13 protein-coding genes are annotated in these 19873 nt (G+C 40.1%); 3 read left to right on the forward strand and 10 right to left on the reverse strand.

Features of this window, described 5'->3' with window-relative positions:
* The first annotated feature begins 130 nt into the window (after positions 1-130).
* The 3 genes from AACH28_RS25245 to AACH28_RS25255 all read left to right on the forward strand — a co-directional run bounded on the left by AACH28_RS25245 (position 131) and on the right by AACH28_RS25255 (position 4288).
* Positions 131-1111: a hypothetical protein gene (locus AACH28_RS25245; RefSeq protein ID WP_145327053.1), complete on the forward strand. Its 981-nt coding sequence runs from the start codon at positions 131-133 to the stop codon at positions 1109-1111.
* Between the two features lie 561 nt (positions 1112-1672).
* Positions 1673-2860 carry a Na+/H+ antiporter NhaA gene (gene nhaA / locus AACH28_RS25250; protein ID WP_201667853.1) on the forward strand — a complete coding sequence of 396 codons (1188 nt, stop codon included), beginning with the start codon at positions 1673-1675 and terminating at the stop codon, positions 2858-2860.
* Between the two features lie 201 nt (positions 2861-3061).
* Positions 3062-4288 carry a DEAD/DEAH box helicase gene (locus tag AACH28_RS25255; RefSeq protein WP_075993259.1) on the forward strand — a complete coding sequence of 409 codons (1227 nt, stop codon included), beginning with the start codon at positions 3062-3064 and terminating at the stop codon, positions 4286-4288.
* A 72-nt stretch (positions 4289-4360) separates the two neighbouring features.
* Here the strand turns inward: AACH28_RS25255 and AACH28_RS25260 are convergent, their stop codons facing one another.
* From AACH28_RS25260 to AACH28_RS25305, 10 genes are all read right to left on the reverse strand, one after another.
* The gene (locus tag AACH28_RS25260; protein ID WP_341831854.1) at positions 4361-4726 is read right to left on the reverse strand and encodes a VOC family protein; all 366 of its coding nucleotides are present in this window, start codon (positions 4724-4726) and stop codon (positions 4361-4363) included.
* A gap of 234 nt (positions 4727-4960) precedes the next feature.
* Complete coding sequence (locus AACH28_RS25265; protein ID WP_088163609.1) at positions 4961-5830, reverse strand: DMT family transporter; 870 nt, start codon at positions 5828-5830, stop codon at positions 4961-4963.
* Between the two features lie 291 nt (positions 5831-6121).
* Positions 6122-7558, reverse strand: coding sequence for an efflux transporter outer membrane subunit (locus tag AACH28_RS25270; RefSeq protein WP_313262667.1), 1437 nt, complete (start codon positions 7556-7558; stop codon positions 6122-6124).
* A 1-nt stretch (position 7559) separates the two neighbouring features.
* Complete coding sequence (locus tag AACH28_RS25275; RefSeq protein WP_075993256.1) at positions 7560-10721, reverse strand: efflux RND transporter permease subunit; 3162 nt, start codon at positions 10719-10721, stop codon at positions 7560-7562.
* A gap of 122 nt (positions 10722-10843) precedes the next feature.
* Positions 10844-11962 (reverse strand): efflux RND transporter periplasmic adaptor subunit, encoded by a 1119-nt coding sequence (locus tag AACH28_RS25280; RefSeq protein ID WP_248931936.1) that lies wholly within the window; start codon positions 11960-11962, stop codon positions 10844-10846.
* A 242-nt stretch (positions 11963-12204) separates the two neighbouring features.
* On the reverse strand, positions 12205-12966 hold the full coding sequence (locus tag AACH28_RS25285) for a LytTR family DNA-binding domain-containing protein (RefSeq protein WP_075993255.1): 762 nt from the start codon (positions 12964-12966) through the stop codon (positions 12205-12207).
* The gene (locus AACH28_RS25290) at positions 12966-14069 is read right to left on the reverse strand and encodes a sensor histidine kinase (RefSeq protein WP_075993254.1); all 1104 of its coding nucleotides are present in this window, start codon (positions 14067-14069) and stop codon (positions 12966-12968) included. The genes AACH28_RS25285 and AACH28_RS25290 overlap by 1 nt, the downstream gene beginning before the upstream one ends.
* Before the next feature lie 384 nt (positions 14070-14453).
* On the reverse strand, positions 14454-14936 hold the full coding sequence (locus AACH28_RS25295) for a DUF4822 domain-containing protein (protein WP_075993253.1): 483 nt from the start codon (positions 14934-14936) through the stop codon (positions 14454-14456).
* A 288-nt stretch (positions 14937-15224) separates the two neighbouring features.
* Complete coding sequence (locus AACH28_RS25300) at positions 15225-16652, reverse strand: efflux transporter outer membrane subunit (protein ID WP_341831855.1); 1428 nt, start codon at positions 16650-16652, stop codon at positions 15225-15227.
* A gap of 24 nt (positions 16653-16676) precedes the next feature.
* On the reverse strand, positions 16677-19865 hold the full coding sequence (locus AACH28_RS25305; RefSeq protein WP_341831856.1) for an efflux RND transporter permease subunit: 3189 nt from the start codon (positions 19863-19865) through the stop codon (positions 16677-16679).
* Between the last annotated feature and the right edge of the window lie 8 nt (positions 19866-19873).

Genomic DNA, 19873 nt, shown 5'->3' on the forward strand with positions numbered 1-19873 from the left:
GAGAGGATCTTTGAAATGAAGCGTGAAATCCAGCAATGTGTGCAAATAATGAATTAATAAATTATAAATATTGTGCTGGTGATTTAAATTGGCTTCTTTTTTGTGGACAAGAGCTGAAATGAAATCAATTATGAAAAGAAATAGAATAACGGGTGTCGTTATACTTGCAGTTGCTTTTTTATTTAATATCCAAGGAGCCTCGGCTCAATTTGGAGGGCTATTGGATAAGGCAAGCAAAGCCGTTGCTTCCAAGGGAAGCAAGGTACTTGGGCTGGATAAACTTTTAAAAGAGCCCGAAGCGATTAGTACAAGTTTTGAAGATGTAAATAGGAAGGGGGAGCAAATGCCCGATTTTCAAAATACGGCTGTTTATAAACCTTTACAAAATTTGCAAAAGAATGGCAATGATGGTTACTTATTGGAGGCTGGACATTTTGAAATGACCAATAAGAGCTATTGCTTGAAAGCGGGTACTTTTGCGCCTTCGAAAGGTGATGGATATATGTATGCACCTACATTGGGCAAGAAGAGAGACGTGGTCATTGCAATTTTGAAAAGCGCTGAAAAGCACCCTGAAGTTGCGCAATCAGACATACAGATGCTATTGTGGACGATCATTGCGAAGACAAAATTTATTGATTATTCGGGCCCGGTGAAAGAGACAGCCTTAAAATTGCTTACAGCTGAACAAATTTTACATTTGGAAGGTGGTGCACTCGGCGTTTTGCCATTTGACGTTGTCCAAAAGGCAAAAGACCAGATGCCACCGGCAGTACAGACAATCTTTGAAGCAGAAAATAATATTCGGCAGCTCGTTTCCTCAGGAAACTATTCGTACGCTGATTTTGAACAATATGCGATCTTAGCTGGTATGGCTGAGCCTCGTACGGACGTGCCAAGTGGTATTTGGACGCTTCATCCTGATGGTTATTATGTTCGTTATTATCCAAGTGGTTATGCGGTTACCAAAGTTCAGGTGTATGTCCCTCAAGAACTGATTACAAAGTTGAATGGTAAGAAGCTTGTATACGATGCAACAGATGATATTGCCTGTCCGGCAAATACGGGGTCGCAACGATTAGCACAAACGAATGAACCGATTCGTGATTAATATGTTGATTCATTGAAAGTTTGATGGGAAGTGAAGGGGATGTGGAAGGAAATTTAATGAATAAGGGAGATCTACTGATCTCCCTTATTCATTAAATTTCCTCTTTTGCCTCCTGTATAATATATAAACAATGACAATGATAGCGATGATTGCTAAAATAATGTAATGGGAACCTGAATGTTGGGTTTTATCCTCTGTCGTCTGCGCATATGTAAAATTTGCCACGAAAAGAAGCACCATGAAAATCCACTTCTTGCACATAATAAACGGTTTATTAACTATAGTAGCAAGCTAAGTATTTTTTGCAACAAAGTCAAATTAATTCGGTAAAAAATAAGTTAGATTTTTATGAAATTTTAAGGTATAACCTCTGTTTCTCACATTTGATTCGTTAGGTTCGAAAAATAAAAGGATAGGAGAGGAGCTTTACCACTGATAAAACACAGCTAATTCAGCTTTTTTACATTGGATATAGCTCCGGATATTGTTTAGGGAATTCGGTAAATGGTCCTAAAAATCGTATCTTGTGAACCTTTGTAAGCGTTTTTAGATATTCAAATCATGTCAAAACTTATCAATTTAACTGTCTTTAGAGAGTTCTTAAAATCCAGCTTTGCAGGCGGAATTATACTTTTTTCCTGTGTTATTCTGGCATTGATCGTAGCAAATACATCATTGTATGCCAGTGTAATGGAATTTCTGAACCGGGAAGTAGGCTTTGAGAGCGATCATATTCATTTAAAATATTCGTGGTTGTTGTGGCTCAACGATGGTTTGATGGCGATTTTCTTTTTACTGGTGGGCCTCGAGATAAAACGTGAAATTGTAGAGGGTGAACTCTCATCGCCAAGTAAAGCAATTCTGCCCATTTTGGCTGCGGTTGGTGGGGCGCTTTTGCCTGCCATCATTTATTTTGCATTAAATCAGGGAACCGATACTGCAAACGGCTGGGGAATCCCTATGGCAACGGATATTGCATTTGCTTTAGCAGTTATCACGCTTCTGGGAAATAAGGTACCTGCCAGTCTTAAGATCTTTTTGGCTGCGCTAGCGATTGTTGACGACCTACTTGCCATATTGGTTATTGCGATCTTTTATAGCAATGGTATTCATGCGACCTATTTATTTATTGCTTTAGGTATATTTCTATTTTTGATCGTGTTAAATAAATTGGGCGTTAAAGCGATATGGGCTTACCTGATTCCGGGACTATTTATTTGGTACTTTGTTCACCACTCGGGTATTCATGCAACAATAGCTGGCGTGCTGGTGGCCATGACGCTGCCGACAACACCGGATGCGGAAGAATCTCCCTTGGAAAAACTTGAGCATCTATTGACCAAACCTGTCAATTTCATTATCATTCCTTTGTTTGCATTTGCGAATACGCTTATTCCAATCCATGGGGAAATGATTGGTGGTTTGACTTCAAAATTGGGGATCGGTATTATCCTTGGCCTAATCGCTGGTAAATCAATTGGGATATTTTTGATCTGTTTTATTGCTAAAAAATTGAAGATTGCGCAATTACCGGAAGGGGCTGGCTGGAAACAGATTTTTGGTGTAGGTTTGTTGGGGGGAATCGGTTTCACGATGTCGATCTTCATCTCGATACTATCTTTTGATGATAGCATGCTGATTGAAGAAGCAAAGTTCGCGGTTCTGATCGCTTCTTTATGCGCTGGCTTGCTAGGCTATGTTGTTTTGAGCGCAGTGTCAGCCGCAAAGAAAACAGCGGTTATTGATTAGATTTTGAATAGATAGCAGTCGTATGCTTGGCTTACGGGAATGTGTAGGACAGTTGTTTTTGGTCAAATTAATTACTGATTCTCTCATGGATTATTCCTATCTGGACATCTATTTGAAAGCGGATAACGAGCTATAGGTATTAATTTTAGACTTTTATGAATTAGATTTAGTAATTTAGGGCACAACAATAAAAACAATACGTTGAGATTTGATGAATTTGGCTTTGTTCCAGCTTTGGAAGAAGGTTTAGAAAGTATGATGTTTGAGGAGGCTACGCCGATCCAAGAACAGACCATCCCGATTATTAAAGAGGGAAAAGATATGATTGCCTGTGCACAGACAGGTACAGGTAAAACAGCAGCTTATATGTTGCCGATCCTCGATGCAATAGCACGGAATTCAAGGGAATCTATCCTCGCTATTATCCTTGTTCCGACCCGGGAACTTGCTATGCAAATTGACCAGCAGATTATGGGCATGTCTTATTATACGGGTGCAACATCCATAGCCATTTATGGTGGTGGTGATGGTATGGGGTATGAACAGCAAAAACGGGCCATACGAGAGGGGGTAAATATTATTGTTGCTACGCCGGGAAGGTTGATAAGCCATCTTACCTCCATGAAGATTGATCTCTCTCATTTAAGGCACTTTGTTTTGGATGAAGCCGATAGTATGCTGGATATGGGATTTCAAGACGATATCTTACGTATTGTAAGTTATCTACCGAAGAAAAAGCAGATGCTTTTGTTTTCGGCGACGATGCCGATGAAGATCAGGTCTTTTGCCCGAAAAATTCTGCAAGAGCCTGTGGAAGTCAATATTGCCATTTCTAAACCTTCGGAAGGGATAGATCAACGTGTATATCTTGCCTATGATCAACAGAAAATGGAGCTTCTAAAGAATATACTGAAGGATCCCAACTATGTATCTGTTATTATTTTTGCATCCCAAAAAACTACAGTCAAACTTCTCGCTCAGGAATTACAGAAGCAGGGGATTGATGCGGAGGGTTTCCATTCGGATCTCGAGCAGTCGAAACGGGAAGATATCATGGCCAGATTTCGGTCTCGTCAGGTACGGGTACTGGTAGGGACAGATGTGATATCTCGCGGTATCGATGTGGTGGGGATCAGTTTGGTCGTTAATTACGATGTTCCACCGGATCCGGAAGATTACGTACACCGTATTGGACGTACTGCGCGGGCAGCAACTACAGGAACAGCCATTACCTTTGTCAATGAGAAAGACCAAAACCGTTTCGCTCAGATTGAGAATTTAATAGGTTATCCGATTGAACAACTTCCATTGCCAGAGGGGTTTGAAGCGGGACCTACTTACAATCCTGCCAAAAAGAATCCACAGCATAAGAAGAAGCGTTTCAATAGGAATAAAAATAAAAACTATCAGAAAGCTAAAAGAGCCTGATCTTAAAATACAAAGCCCCCATATGAGAAAAATATGGGGGCTTTGTATTTGAGTATATACTGTATTCAACTATTATTCAACAGTCCATACGGCCAATTCATATCCGTCAGGATCCTGGAACTGAAATCTTTTTCCTCCGGGAAAGCTAAAAATATCTTTTAATATAGTCCCGCTAGCACGGATAATCTGATCACGCGTAGCCTGCAGATCGTCGGCATAGATAACGACGAGAATACTGCCATTTATGGGGTCACCAAGTGTAAAACCACCATCAACATATTTTCCGCCAAAAGCCGTATATGCTGGCCCATAATCCGTAAACTCCCAACCGAAACTCGTTGAGTAGAATGCTTTGGCACGTTCAAGGTCGCTTGATACAAACTCAAGGTATTGGATCTGCTGGTTGACAAATTTGTTTTCTGTACTGCTATTGCTCATAACGGAACTATCTATTTAATGTATATATAATAAATTGCTTGACCGGTTGTGCCGGTTTTGGAATTAAAACCCGAACCGTCTCATAAATATAAGGCTTTGTTGAAAATGACACACATTTTTCTTTTCAACATGTTTTTTCGGGGCTACCTGTTTATCGGGGCTACCTGCTTGGCAAAAGGAGGAAACAATATTCATTTCCCAATCTTCGTTGGACTGGGAAATGAATGGAGGTTGTTAAGCGCTCTTTTTACTGCTGATCCAATACTGCAATAACACAGATGAAACAACCAAAAACAGTCCAACATAGAAGGATAGGTTTAATTCTCTTGCTTCATTAAGAAGTAAAAAAGCAATCAAAATAGCATATACTGGCTCAAGATTTAAGCTTAAGTTCAATGTAAATGCTGATATCTTCTTTAAGATTTCTGTAAATGCGAGATAGACTCCCACAGTGCAACATAAAGATAGGATGATCAGATAGAAAATATCCAGGGCATTGGGAATGAAAGTGCTGATTGGATAGTGCTGAATGTAAAAAGGAAGTAGACATGCCAGCCCTATTGTTCCACCGATCATTTGATAAAAGTTAATGCATATTGCATTGTACTTTTTGGTCAATTTTTCATTGTGAACCGCATAGAGTGAGGCAAAAGCCGGAGAAATTATCCCTAAGACTATGCCAAGCTGGTGTGAGGTATCGAAGTGAAATATCAGTGCTATCCCACACAACGTAAGTCCACTCAACAGAAGTTCAGACAATCTGAATTTCGTTTTATTGATCATCGGTGCAAAAATAGCGGTAAAAAAACTTGCCATACAGTAGCAGATCACGCCGATGGAAATGTTTGAATATTTGATGCTAGCATAGAATAATAGCCAGGATGCTGTCAATAGTAGCCCATTTTTTGCAATATGCAGTTTCTCTTTGAACGTAAAATCTGTAGGTATTTTATACCATTTTAGAATAAAAAATAGGATAACGGCAGCTAAAAATACACGGTACCATGTGAGTATCCCCTCGTTGAGTGAAATCACTTTTCCAAATACGCCAGATAGTCCCAGGCACAGCACAGCAAGGTGCAGCATGAAATATGAATGTTTCATAAGAAATTGTCTTCCAGTTCCGTCCATTAAGGACGAAAGGTTTTAAATAATAAAATTGATTGTAAATAAGAAGCACAGAAAATCGGTCCATTTCTGATATTGGGCTTCAGTAATATAGAGAAAAAATATTACGCTATTGGAGGAGGAAGACAACTCGTTCTATTCATCATATTTGTATTTACCCGAAGATAGGAAATTTTGGGCGCAGCTGCAAAAAAGGAATGAAAAAACCCCTAGAAAGTCTTTGGTTCTAGGGGCATATATTTAGTCAGTTGCCTTTATTTTGTGATTCTATGGCGTATTTGGCGGTAAAGTATCTGTTCCGCCACCCAGTGCACGGTAAAGATCTATGGCTGCGTTGAGCTTTTCCCGTTTTACTGTAATACGTTCCAAATCATTTTGTAGCGCATTGTTTTGGGCAGTTATCACTTCCAAATAGTTTGCCATCCCACTTTTATAAAGTAAGGCTGCATCAGCGGTGGCTTTGGCGAGGGCATTTGATTTGGCATGGATAAGTTGCAGGCGCTGTTCCGTATGTTTGATTTTTGCCAAGGCATCCGAAACTTCTGAAACTGCAACCATAACCGACTGTTTAAACTGCAATGCTATCTTTTCGCGTTCGATGACCGATATCTCATAGTTTGTTTTTAAAGCACCTTTCTGAAAAATTGGCTGTGCAATATTCCCCGCTATTGTTTTCACAATCGAACCTGGTAGATCAAACCATTTGTTAAATTGAATGGAGTTTGTACCAATGGATGGTGTCAAGCTTAGGGAAGGGTACATCGCTGCTTTGGCGAGTCCTATTCTGCTTGTAGCAGCCACAACCGCGTATTCAGCTGCTCTGACATCTGGTCTGCGGCTCAAGAGTTCGGCCGGCACCCCTGTAGCAAGTCCGTCTCCAACAATCGTATCATCTAAACTTGCTGTACGTTGAATGCCCTGGGGGAAACCTCCGCAAAGAATGCTCAGTGCATTTTCTTCTACAGCCATGTTTTGATGGGCTAGGGGAATCAACAATTCAGCAGTTTTCTTCTGAGCTTCGGCTTGCTCCACGGCAAGCGAACTGACCAGTGATGAGTTGTATTGCAAACGTATCATATTCAGTGTGCTGTCGCTCAATTGAACATTTCTTTGTGCAATCTTAAGCTGCTCATCCAAAGCAATCAGATTATAATAGGACTGGATGACCTGTACAATCACCCGGGTTTTCAGAGCCGATAAATTTTCCTTTTGGCCAAAAAAATTGGCCATAGATTCCTCTTTTTGCATTTTTACCTTTCCCCAGATATCGGCTTCCCAAGACAATCTGAGCGTGGCACTATAATCGTCCATATAAGGTGTCCCGATAAATTGGTCACTCAGCGAGCCATTCAAGGAGTTGCTCGATAACCAGGTTCTATTCGCTCCAACGCTTAAATCAGCTGTTGGCAGTAACCCTTTCTTAGACTGCTTGTACGCGAGTTCCAATTGTTGCATGTTGAGGAGTGCAACATTGACGTCTGTATTGTTGGATAATGCCTTCTCAATGAGTGAGGTCAACAAGGGATCCTGTACAAAGTTACGCCAGGATAGTTGTAGCGTATCAGATGTTACGACAACCTCGCTGTTTTTGAAATTTTCGGGCATTGCTATCTCCTGACCTGTGTATTTTTTCCCCACGCTGCATGCGGACAACAACAGGGTAGTGCTTGCAAAAATTGTTATATAGTGATGAAATCTTTTCATTTTAATCGTTTGTATTGTGTACTGTATTGTCCGTAAGCTTTTTACCCGAAACTTTTTCTTGCAAATATTGGAACACCAGGTACAGTAATGGTATAATAATTACCCCAAGGATAACACCGCTTAACATACCCATTGCTGCTCCGGTACTGATGGAATGGTTACCTGTAGCCGTTCCGCCGGTCGCAAACATCAAGGGGACCATACCCGCAATGAAAGCCAATGAAGTCATCAAGATTGGGCGTAGACGAGCTCTTGCGCCTTCTAAAGCCGAATCAATGAGTGAGGAGCCTGCTCTTCTCCGCTGTAAAGCAAATTCAACAATCAAAATGGCATTTTTTGCCAAAAGACCGATGAGCATGATCAAGCCGACCTGGACGTAGATATTGTTGTCCAATCCAATGGCACGTGTTCCTAGGAAAGAACCGATCATACCTGTTGGGATTGATAACAGGACGGCAAGGGGCAATAAATAACTTTCATACTGTGCTGATAGTAAGAAATATACAAATAGTAAGCTTAATGCTAGGATAAGCACAGTCTGATTGCCCGAAGACTTCTCTTCCAAGCTAAGTCCCGTCCATTCGTAGCTATAGTCTCCCGGTAACTTAGTCAATACATTTTTCTCCAATGTTTCCATGATCGCACCATTACTGATACCAGGCGTACTAACCACGTTTATCGTGAGTGAATTGTATAAATTATAACGGGTTACCGACTCAGGACCATAAACTTTACGAAGTGTAACCAAAGTGTTCACCGGAACCATTTGGCCAAGATTATTCTTGACAAATATTTCGTTGAAGGCTTCTTTATCGGTTCTATAGATGCCATCTGCTTTAACTGCTATCCGATAGAATTTACCGAAACGATTGAAATTCAATGATTGGTCACCCGCAAAGTAAGTTTGAACGGACGAAAGCATTTCACTGACATCTACGCCAAGTTGGGCAGCTTTGTCTTCATCTACTTCTAACTCCATCTGTGGATAATCTGCTCTGAACATGGTATAGGCAAACTGTACCCCTGGTTGTTTCATAATCTGCGCAATAACGGAGTCAGACATTGCTTTGAGCTCTACCGGTGATTTACCAGCTCTGTCCTGCAAAACGAGTTCCGCGCCATTCATCATACCATAACCATCAACAGGAGGGGAGCGAAAGGCCATTGCGTTACCTTCTTTGACACTGGATAATTTTTGTGAGATCACTTGGTGAATCTGATCGATATCGTTCATCTCACCACGTTTCTTTTTATCTTTCAGACGTATGAATCCTGTTGCATAGGCTGCGCTGGAGTTGTTACCGATCATATTGAATCCAGTAATACTTGTATGGCTTTCAATAGAAGGGATATCGGCAAGTAGTTTTTCGATTTTTTCTACTGCTTTTGTGGTTCGATCAAGTCCCGTTCCTGGGGGCATTTCCAAACTGTATACAACAAAGTTATCATCTTCCATTGGTACAAAACTTTTGGAAGTGCTTGTCATGAGGTATCCGGCAATGCCAATTGTAGCCAGGATCAAAAGTGCCGAAATCCATTTTTTCTTTGCCAGGAATTTTAATGAACCAACGTATCGGTTGGTCATGTTTTCGAAGCCAGCATTAAACGCTTTGAAAAAACGTTGAGAAAATCCTGTTTTTGGGGTCTGCCCATCGTGATTTTCGGCGTGCGTATTTTTAAGCAATAATGCGCAGAGTGCCGGTGTCAGTGTCAATGCATTGATCGCAGAGATCACAATGGCGATAACAAGGGTATAGGCAAACTGTTTATAAAACATGCCCGATGAACCTGTCATAAATCCAATGGGAATAAAAACTGCACACATGACCAAGGTAATGGAGATTACAGCCCCTGTGATTTCACTCATGGCACTATGGGTAGCCTGCTTACCGGTTAAGTTGGAAGTCTCCATCTTTCCATGTACTGCTTCGACAACGACAATTGCATCATCGACAACGATACCAATGGCGAGTACTAAGGCAAATAACGTCAATATATTGATGGTAAAGCCAAACACCAGCAGGAAGAAAAAAGTACCTACGATGGCTACCGGAACTGCGATTGCTGGAATAATAGTCGACCGTATATCCTGCAGGAACAAAAATACAACGAGGAAAACCAAAATGAAGGCTTCAATCAATGTCGAACGTACTTGTGCCGTACTTTCATCCAAGCGTTCTTTGGTACTGATCAATTTAAAAATCTTGATCCCAGGAGGGAAAGAGCGTTGTGCTATTTCAATCTGTTTATCGATTCCGATTTCAATTTCATTGGCGTTGGAGCCTGATGTCTGGAATATACCAATGGTAACTGTATTGAGGCCGTTATTTTGCGAATTACCACTATAACTGATCGAGCCAAACTCGATACGTGCCACATCCTTTAAGCGTACGATCTGAACGTCATTGTTTTTGACGATAATGTTTTCATACTGTTCAGGAAGGTTCTTTTTCCCTTTATAGCGTATGACATATTCCAGTGGTGCTTTTGATTCTTCCCCTAATTTTCCAGGTGCAGATTCCAAACTTTGTTTGGAAATTGCAGCAATGACTTCTTGTGGCACAAGTCCATAACTCGCCATTTTTTGCGGATTCAACCATACACGCATCGAATAGTCTTTGGAACCGAATACCATAGCCTGACCAACGCCAGGTACACGCTTGATCTGTGGGATCAAGTTGATGTTCACATAATTCTGTAAAAATAGTTCATCATATTTTTTATTATCTTCTGTATAGATATTAAATATCATGATCATACTATTTTGTTGCTTGGAGGTCGTTAATCCCATTCGGACAACTTCCTGTGGCAGGATAGGAGTAGCCTGTTGTACTCTGTTTTGCACATTAACGGCTGCCTGATCTGGATTTACACCTGCTTTAAAGACAATGCGTACAGAGAATGTACCGTCATTACTTGCAGTAGATGTAATGTATTCCATGTCCTCCACACCATTGATTTGCTCTTCAAGGGGTGTAACAACTGATCTCAATACTGTTTCGCTATTTCCTCCGGGATAGCTTCCGGTAACTTGAACCGTGGGCGGGGCGATATCCGGGAATCGCGTTTGAGGCAGCCTAAAAAGACCGATGACCCCCAGTATGACAAATATGATAGATATAACAGTTGCCAAAACTGGCCTGTCAATAAATTTCTTTAACATTTTAGTTTAAATTTTATAAAGCTTTTAGTACCGTTTTTTTCCAAAAGTGAATACTGAATGTATAGGCTTGTTGCCTTGCCTTTCTTTGAGCAGTTCAGCTTTTGCTATACCTGCTATCCTTGTTACATGGTGGATTTTTTAGTCGGTTGAACTTGCATTCCATCATTAAGCATATCAATTCTATTCATAACGATTTTTTCACCAGCTGTGAGTCCCGATTTTAGTAAATAGGCGTTAGCGGTATTTCCTGCAATTTCAATCTGTTTCATGGAAATTTTATTTTTCTCACCAATAACATAAACGAAATAGCGGTCTTGAATATCCTTGACAGCGGCCATAGGTACCAACAATACGTTTTCATGCGCTTTTTTCAAGATTACTTTTGCTGAGCCACCCGAACGGAGAATTTTTTCGGGATTGATGAAACTTGCTTTAAGTGCCATGCTTCCTGTTGTTCTGTCGATGTTACCACTGGCTAACTCTACTTTCCCCGAATGGTTGTATGCTGTTCCATCAGCCAGTAAGAGCGTTGCTTGTTGATTGGATGATTTGTTATTCTGATCTTTGATAAAGGCTATAAAGTCGGCCTCACTCAATGAAAAATACACATTTACGGTATTGATTTCAGATAGCGTTGTTAAAGGTGTCGCATCTGCTGCGGTAATTAAATTTCCGATCCGATTAGGAATACGGCCGATATAACCACTCACTGGCGCATTGATCAACGTAAATTTGGCATTTATTTGAGATGAACCGAGTGCAGCTTGTGCTTGTGCTACCTGTGCTTTAGCTGCAGCATAATTGGCCTCTGCAGTTTTTAACTGTAATTCGGTATACACTTTACCTTCAACAAGTGGTTTGATTTTTTCAATCTCCAATTTAGCGTTTTGTTCTGCCGATAAAGCAGCTTGGTAAGCTGCCTTGCTGTTGTTTACTTGTTCGTTGTAGACATCAGCTTTTATTTTGAAAAGGGGTTGACCCTGGGATACATAGTCTCCTTCTTTGACATAAATCTGCTCGAGATACCCCGTTACCTGCGCTTTGACATCGACGTTGACGGTCCCCTCTAATGTACCAGGATATTTTTTTTCGGTCTCCGCGTGGGTAGGAGATAATTCGATAAAGTCAACAGTAACTGCCTGCTCTTGCGGTTGTTCTTGGTTGCCTCCACAGGACGATAATAATGCTGCTGCTGTAATAAGTGTAAGGAAAGGTTTTAAAGTCATCGTTCTTTGTGCCATTTTATCATTTTATAATGAAACAAAGAAAAGAATTCTTTTAAGCCGTAAGGCAAAGAAATCTACCGAGACGTTACAATTGCTTACTGAAACGTATCAGTGATGATCTGAATTTTACGATATTAAATGGTCCGATCCGATTGTGTTGGAAATATTGGTCTTACCGATTGACATCCCCTTCTTCATCGCGAAAAACTTACTTTACCTTTCTGACGAAAAAAGGAGTAAGCGGATCAGTTTTAATATTAATAGTCTAACCAATTTTTTAGCAGTTGAGCCTTTTCTCTGCTCACAAGGATTTCCACTTGATCGTTATTTTTAATTTCTATTTTTAGTTTTCCGTTGAAGTGGTTATGTAATCTTTTGATCGCATCTATATGCACAATGAATTGCCTGTTGGCGCGAAAAAATACTTTTGGATTTAATTGCTGTTCGAGTTCTTCCATTGTTTGAGGGACAATTTCGACAGTGCCACATTTGAGTTGCGCATGGGTAAGTTTAAATTCGGAGTAGAAGTATAATATCTCTTCAACAAGAACGGTTTTATAGCCGTCTTTGAATGGAATTAGAAAGCGTGAGCGAAAATCTTTCGGATAGATAAAATCCAATAAACCTTGAAGCGGTTGTTGGTTGATCTGGAGATCTTTTTGATAGTCAAGTTTTTGGATGGCGTTTTCCAGCTCTGTTTTTTCTACAGGCTTAAGCAAATAATCTATGCTATTGAATTTAAAGGCCCTCACAGCGTATTCGTCAAATGCTGTTGTAAATATGATTGGGCAATCTATTTTTATAGTCTCTAATATTTCAAAGCTTAAACCATCGGATAGACGAATATCCATCATCACCAGGTCGGGAAGTTCATTGCCATTGAACCAGTTGATGCTATCAGCGATATTATCCAGCACATCTAAAATAACGATGGATGGCTTTATTTCCTTCAAAAGTCGTTTTAAACGATCGGCATTGAGTTTTTCGTCCTCGATGATTAATACTTTGGTTATATTCATTATGCTTGCGCTAAAAGTGGGAGGATAACGTTAAATGTTTTGCCATCATTCTTTATTTGCAGTTTTAAGTTGGATAGCAAATCGTATCTCTTAATGATGTTTGAAATCCCGATTCCCGATGATTCGGATACATTCTCAATAGGGATTAATATATTTTCAACAACAAGTTGATTCTGGGAGTTGGTGTATACCTTTATTTTCAGCGGTTTTTTCTTATTTGTCTGATTATGCTTTAATGCATTTTCTACCAATAATTGTAAGGTAAGGGGAGGTAATTGGCAATTGCGTTTGGCGGGATTGACGTTTATTTCGAAGTTTACGCCATCGCCAAATCGGTTTTTGATGAGAAATATGTATGAATTTAGAAAGTTGAGTTCTTCTTCGAGTGAGATAATGTCCTTTTTGGAATTGACAAGAAGGTAGCGATATATTTTGGAGAAGTTTTCTGCATATTCATAGCCTAATTGTTGGTCTTCGAGGATGATTTCTGAGAGCACGCTCAGGTTATTAAAGACAAAATGGGGGTCGATCTGTAATTTTAACGATTGAAGTTCTGTTTCAAGAATGACCTGATCGAGCTTTGCTGCGCGCATGGATTCATTCTTCCAGTTGGTGATCAAATGACTACCAATATTGATCCCCATTATCATCAACGCAATCAATACACTGATTGTAATGTTTTGAATCATCCCCCTTTTTTCCTCCAAAGATGGGGCTATAGTAACATTTTGAGGTCCAAAATAATATTTGGAAATCAGGTACTCCAGCAGTAAATTGATAAAGAGTACTGCAAAAAGGTTGATGACGGTTTCAAGTAGAAGTCGCTCTGTCGGACTATCTTTCCAGGTTAAGAACTTATTAAGCTTGTCATGGACAATGATACTAAATTCGGAAATGATAAAGCTGTAAATGATCGTAAATGTCCATTCACCGAGTATTTCGAACATATTCCGTTTAAAATAGCCATCCCAGCAAGTCGAGAAAGGATCAATAATATAGGCGACGAGATAAATAAGCAGAAAGGACAGAAAGGTAAATATCAGCCTTTTTTTATTTGTACTAATTAGAGTCTTATCGTTTTTATAGATCGCTATATCCTGCATTCTTTTAACTTATATGTATCGGTGAAATCTATGCAAATTTCGTAATTCCTTTTAGTATTGGACGACAAATTTCTGCTGAAGCGTATAAAGCCCCGACTGAAATATCAATTTGATGTACTCAGACGTATATTGACGAAGGTCGATAGATTATCTTGCCTTGGCATATCAGAATATACTTTTTTATGAAATTCGGATGTTCTGTTTTTTAATGGATTGTAAATCTTGTTGTTATTGGTTTTTTGTTATCGGTTGATCTAACAGTGTCAAAGAATGACTTTGGAGATGGGGTTCGTTTTTAGCTATAAACAGAAAGGCTTGACATCATTTCGTCAAGCCTTTCTGTTTTATTGAGGTAACTATTTTTTCGATGTGTTATCCTGTAAATTATTTTGGCTCTTGATGTGTTGTTGGTGTATGGATAATATCGAAATAGATTGTTTTGTCATTAGCGTTTGGATAAACTCTATACGTGAATTCTTTCTTCGTTAATACGGTAATATCAACCACACGAGTAAACAATGTTTCACCAGCAGCATTTTTAGCAACAATTGTTCTCGTTTTACCATCTGCAGATACGGTCCAGTCGCCGTGCATTTTGGGAGAATTGTCAAGATTGAACATTGTAAATGTACCGTCAGATTTGAAATAAGCAAATCCTACAAAATTTGACACGTTAGCATCTGTTAACACTACACTTTCTCCTTTATTATTCTTTGCGTTTGTTGTTTCCCAGGGTGTACTGGCTAATATTTCACTTGGTGTAAGCTGTGGTTCAACAACAGTTTCGTCATCTTTACTGCAGCTCATCGCTACTAACGTGCTTAAGGCGATACATACCGCTAATGCAATTTTTTTTAAATCTCTCATTTTATAAAATTTATATGATGTCACAAAAGTAATCGCATTGTTTCAGCTGCATTTGTCTCTTTTATTCCAAGGTTTGAAGGATTTATAAATTGAATGAGATCGCGTTGTAGAAGAAGGTTAAACAAAAGAAAAAGCTTGCTTTTAATTTGCTTTGAAGTATGCTTCACATGGAAACAAATTAAAGGTGATGGAAGAATGCGCTTCGGATAAAAATAAAACAGGGGACCCTAAAGCCCCCCATCTACCAGATATGTATAATAAAATTAGAAAATTGCTTTTTTTACAGCATTAGTTGTTGCTCCATCCACCACCTAATGAACGATACAGGTCAACAACTGCAGAAAGCTCCGCTTTTTTTACCTGAGCAAATTCGAGCTCACTTTGCAAGATATTGCTTTGTGCTGTAATTACTTCCAAGTAAGTGGCCATTCCTGTTTCAAATAAAAGATTGGCGTGCTTCGTTGCTTCCTTTAGACGCGTCGTTCTATCCGAAGTAATTTTTTGTTTTTCTTTCAATTTTTGAATTGAAATTAAAGCATCGGAAACTTCTCCAGCTGCTGAGATTACTTTTTGCTTGAAGATCAATACGTTCTTTTCTTGTTCGACACGTGCCAGTTCATATTGAGTTTTCAATTCCTTCCGCTGTAAAATTGGCTGCGTAATACTTCCTGTAATTGCCCCAAATAATGAAGCTGGTAAGTTGAACCAATTGCTTGCCTTGAATGCATTTACTCCTGCTTCGGCGCTAATAACCAAGGAAGGATACATCCGTGCCTTTGCGTATTGTTGATAAGCTTGTGAAGCTGTAATAGCCAGTTCAGCTTGTTTTACATCCGGACGATGACTTAACAAATCGGCTGGGACGCCAGTTGCTAATTCTTCGGGGAATTGAATATTCGACAATTTCTCCGCTATTTTAATTTCCTGCGGGAGTTTTCCGCTAAGAATTTGAATGGCATTTTCCTGAATACGGATCTGTTGTTCAAAGTCTGGGATCAAGGCAGCTGCAGACAATCGCTGCGCATCGACCTGTTCCAACGCAAGCAGCGTAATGTCACCAACTTCATATTGTTGCTGGACAATGCGTAAAGTTGTATCGCTCAATTGCAAGTTTTGTTTGGCGATATCACGCAATTGATAAAGCATCAGTAGTTGATAATAACCTTGTGCAACTTGTGCAATTAATTGGGTTTGAATTACTTTTTTCGCTTCTTCTGTCTGTAGATAGGAAGCTAAAGCAGCGATATTTTGGTTTTTGATTTTACCCCATATGTCGGCCTCCCAGGATAAACCTAAGGATGCCGTATAATCTTCCACATGGTGTTGGCCTAAAAACTGCCCCAGGCTCAATCCATTCATACTATTATTGGATGGGTTGGTGCTATTTCCGCGGATCTGTAGTTGGGCCGTGGGAAGATAGTTAGCTTTTGCTTGTTTCAGGCTCAGTTGAGACGCTTCTATATTTTTTAGTGCCAGTTGCATATCTAAGTTATGTTGTATCGCACTATCGATCAAGGTTTGTAAGACTTGATCCTTAAAAAAATCACGCCATGGAATAGAACCTATGCTAGTTTCCTGCGGAGCTTTAGCCTGGTCACGGTACTGTTCGGGTAAGTTGGGGGCAAGGTGTTGATTGCTGACCAACTTATCTGTTTTGCAAGACCATGCGACAAAAGATAAGATGAAAACCGTCAGTAATTTTGATTTACTATTCATATATTTAAATGCTGTCATGATATGCTAATTGTTTGTATGCACGGGTATTTCCAACGAAACGGCATTGTTTTCATGTTGTTTTTGCTTTGGAGAGCCTCCTATTTTCTCTTGGATAAATTGGAAGAAAATAAAGAGAATAGGGATAATAAAGAGCCCTAAAACTACTCCAGTGAACATCCCGCCCGCAGCGGCAATACTGATTGAGTGATTTCCTTGCGCTGATGGACCTACCGCTGTCATCATTGGAATCATACCAACGATAAAAGCTAAAGAAGTCATAATAATAGGTCTCAAACGTAATCTCGCTGCTTTAAGTGCGGCACTAGGAATTGATAGTCCCTGTTTGCGCCCTTGGATGGCAAATTCTACGATCAGAATGGCATTTTTGGCCAATAATCCAATCAACATAACGAGTGCGACTTGTACATAGATGTTGTTGGCAATATCAGTGAAGCTAATTGCTGCGAAGACCCCAAATATACCTGTAGGAATGGAGAGAATAACCGCCAATGGAATGATATAGCTTTCATATTGTGCCGCAAGCAGAAAATAAACGAATATCAGACAGAGAATAAAAATCAATGTGGATTGGCCTCCGGAGACAATTTCTTCTTTAGTCATACCTGAGAACTCATAAGTAAATCCGGTCGGCAATTGTTGTTTTGCAACTTCTTCAACTGCACGGATAGCATCCCCGGAACTATATCCTGGTTTTGGTATCGCATTTATTCCAATCGAATTGAATAAGTTGTAACGAGATGCTGTTTCCGGACCATATACACGTTCTAATTTGACTAATGTATTGATGGGAACCATGTCTCCCAATCTGTTTTTTACAAAAATACCGTCCATTGAAGTTGGTTCACTTCTATCCTTGGCATCAGCTTGGACCATCACACGATAATACTTTCCAAAACGATTAAAATCTGAGGCTTGGGCACTACCAAAATAGGCTTGCATAGTCTGTAAGATGCTTTTTGTGCTTACGCCAAGTTGTTCTGCTTTGATATCATCTACCTGGAGTTCATATTGTGGATAATCCGCTTTAAAGGTTGTGAAAGCCATCATAATTTCTGGACGTTTCATCAATTCGCCAATAAACTTTTGGCCTATGCCACTGAATTTTCCGAGTTGTCCACCGGTCCGGTCCTGCAGTACCATATCCAGACCATCCACGTTACTGAATCCTGGGACAGTAGGGAAGGTAAAGACAAAGAAATTTGCGCCTTTGATATTTGCCAATCGCTGATTGACATCGGCCATAATAGCATTGATGTCTTTTATCTTACCACGTTCTTCATGTGGTTTAAGGAGGATAAATGCAACACCTGCTGATGGACTTGTGGATTGTGTCAAAATATTGAAACCAGCAAGTACATTTAAAGTTTTGGTAAAATCAGCATGTTGAAGTTGTTTCTCCGCTTCGGCCAATGCTCCAGAGGTACGATCCAAAGAGGCCCCTGCTGGCATAGATAAGGATACAGCAATGAATCCTTGATCCTCTGATGGGATGAATCCAGTAGGTGTTTTACGGATCATAAATACAGTCAAAAGTAGGGTAATTCCCAATCCTGCAAATGCAACCCACTTATAACGGATCAAGAAGCGTAAACTACCTAAATAATTCTTCGTCAACCGATCAAATCCAACATTGAATCCAGCGAAGAAACGCTCTTTGAAATTAAGTTTCTTGGCATCAGCATGACCATGATGCGTTGGTTTTAAGAAGAGCGCACATAACGCAGGGCTTAGTGTCAAGGCATTGATTGCTGAAATAACGATTGCAATCGCCAAGGTGAAAGCAAATTGTCTATAAAATACCCCGGTTGAACCTTCCATAAAGCCGATGGGAAGGAATACGGCAGACATCACCAATGTAATCGAGATGATGGCGCCTGTGATTTCACTCATGGCAGATGTCGTAGCAAGCTTAGGCGGGAGATTTTCATGCTCCATCTTGGCATGAACAGCCTCCACAACCACAATCGCGTCATCGACGACAATCCCAATGGCTAGTACCAGAGCAAACAAAGTCAGTAGGTTGATTGAAAAGCCGAAGAGCTGCATGAAGAAAAATGTTCCCACGATGGCTACCGGTACCGCAATCGCTGGTATCAATGTCGATCTAAAATCTTGAAGGAATAGAAAGACAACTAAAAATACCAGTATAAATGCTTCAACTAGTGTATGTTTTACTTGGTCAATAGATTGATCAAGTGCATCTTTTGTGTTGTATAAAACGAGATATTTGACACCTTTTGGAAAGCTTAAAGAGGCTTTCTCCATGAATTTTTGAATGGCAATCTGAATTTCATTTGCATTCGAACCTGCAAGCTGCATTACCCCAATATTCAATCCTGCTTTACCGTTGATGCGGGTATGACTCGCATAGGTATAAGATCCCAGTTCGACACGAGCGACGTCTTTGAGTTTTAGTACAGAACCGTCTGTATTGGAGCGGATAATAATATTTTCGTAATCACTTGGCTGGTTGAGTTTACCTTTATATTTGATTACAAATTCAAAAGCTTCACGGCTGCTCTCTCCGAATTTACCCGGAGCAGCTTCGACGTTTTTATCTTGGATGGCGGCCATTACTTCCTCAGGCGTTAATTTATAGATCGCCATTTGATTTGGATTGAGCCATACGCGCATGGAGTAGTCTTTGCTACCACCAAATGGCAATGCTTGTCCAACCCCAGGTATCCGTTTCAGTTCAGGAATAATATTGATCTGGGCGTAATTGGTAATAAAGGTCTGATCGTATTTACTCTGATCTTCCGTATAAAGATCCAATACCATGATCAAGCTGTTTTGCTGTTTTGCCGTGGTGATCCCGGCTTGTACAACCTCAGCCGGCAATTGGCTGGTTGCCTGAGCCACACGATTTTGGACGTTTACAGCAGCTTGGTCAGGGTCTGTACCAAGTTTAAAATATACCGTAATCATTAACGAACCGTCGTTACTGGCGGTAGAGCTCATGTAGCTCATATTTTCAACACCGTTGATTGACTCTTCGAGTGAGGGGGCTACGGCACGAAGGACCGTTTCGGCATTTGCCCCAGGATATAATGCCGTTACTTGCACTGCGGGCGGTGCAATATCGGGAAACTGCTGCAATGGCAGTTTGAGGATACCAATCACCCCCAATATGACAAGTAATATGGAGATAACGGTAGCAAGTACAGGTCTTTCTATAAATTTCTTAAGCATGTGATTTT

Origin of the sequence: Sphingobacterium thalpophilum (genome assembly GCF_038396785.1) — a bacterium.
Lineage (GTDB): Bacteria > Bacteroidota > Bacteroidia > Sphingobacteriales > Sphingobacteriaceae > Sphingobacterium > Sphingobacterium thalpophilum_A.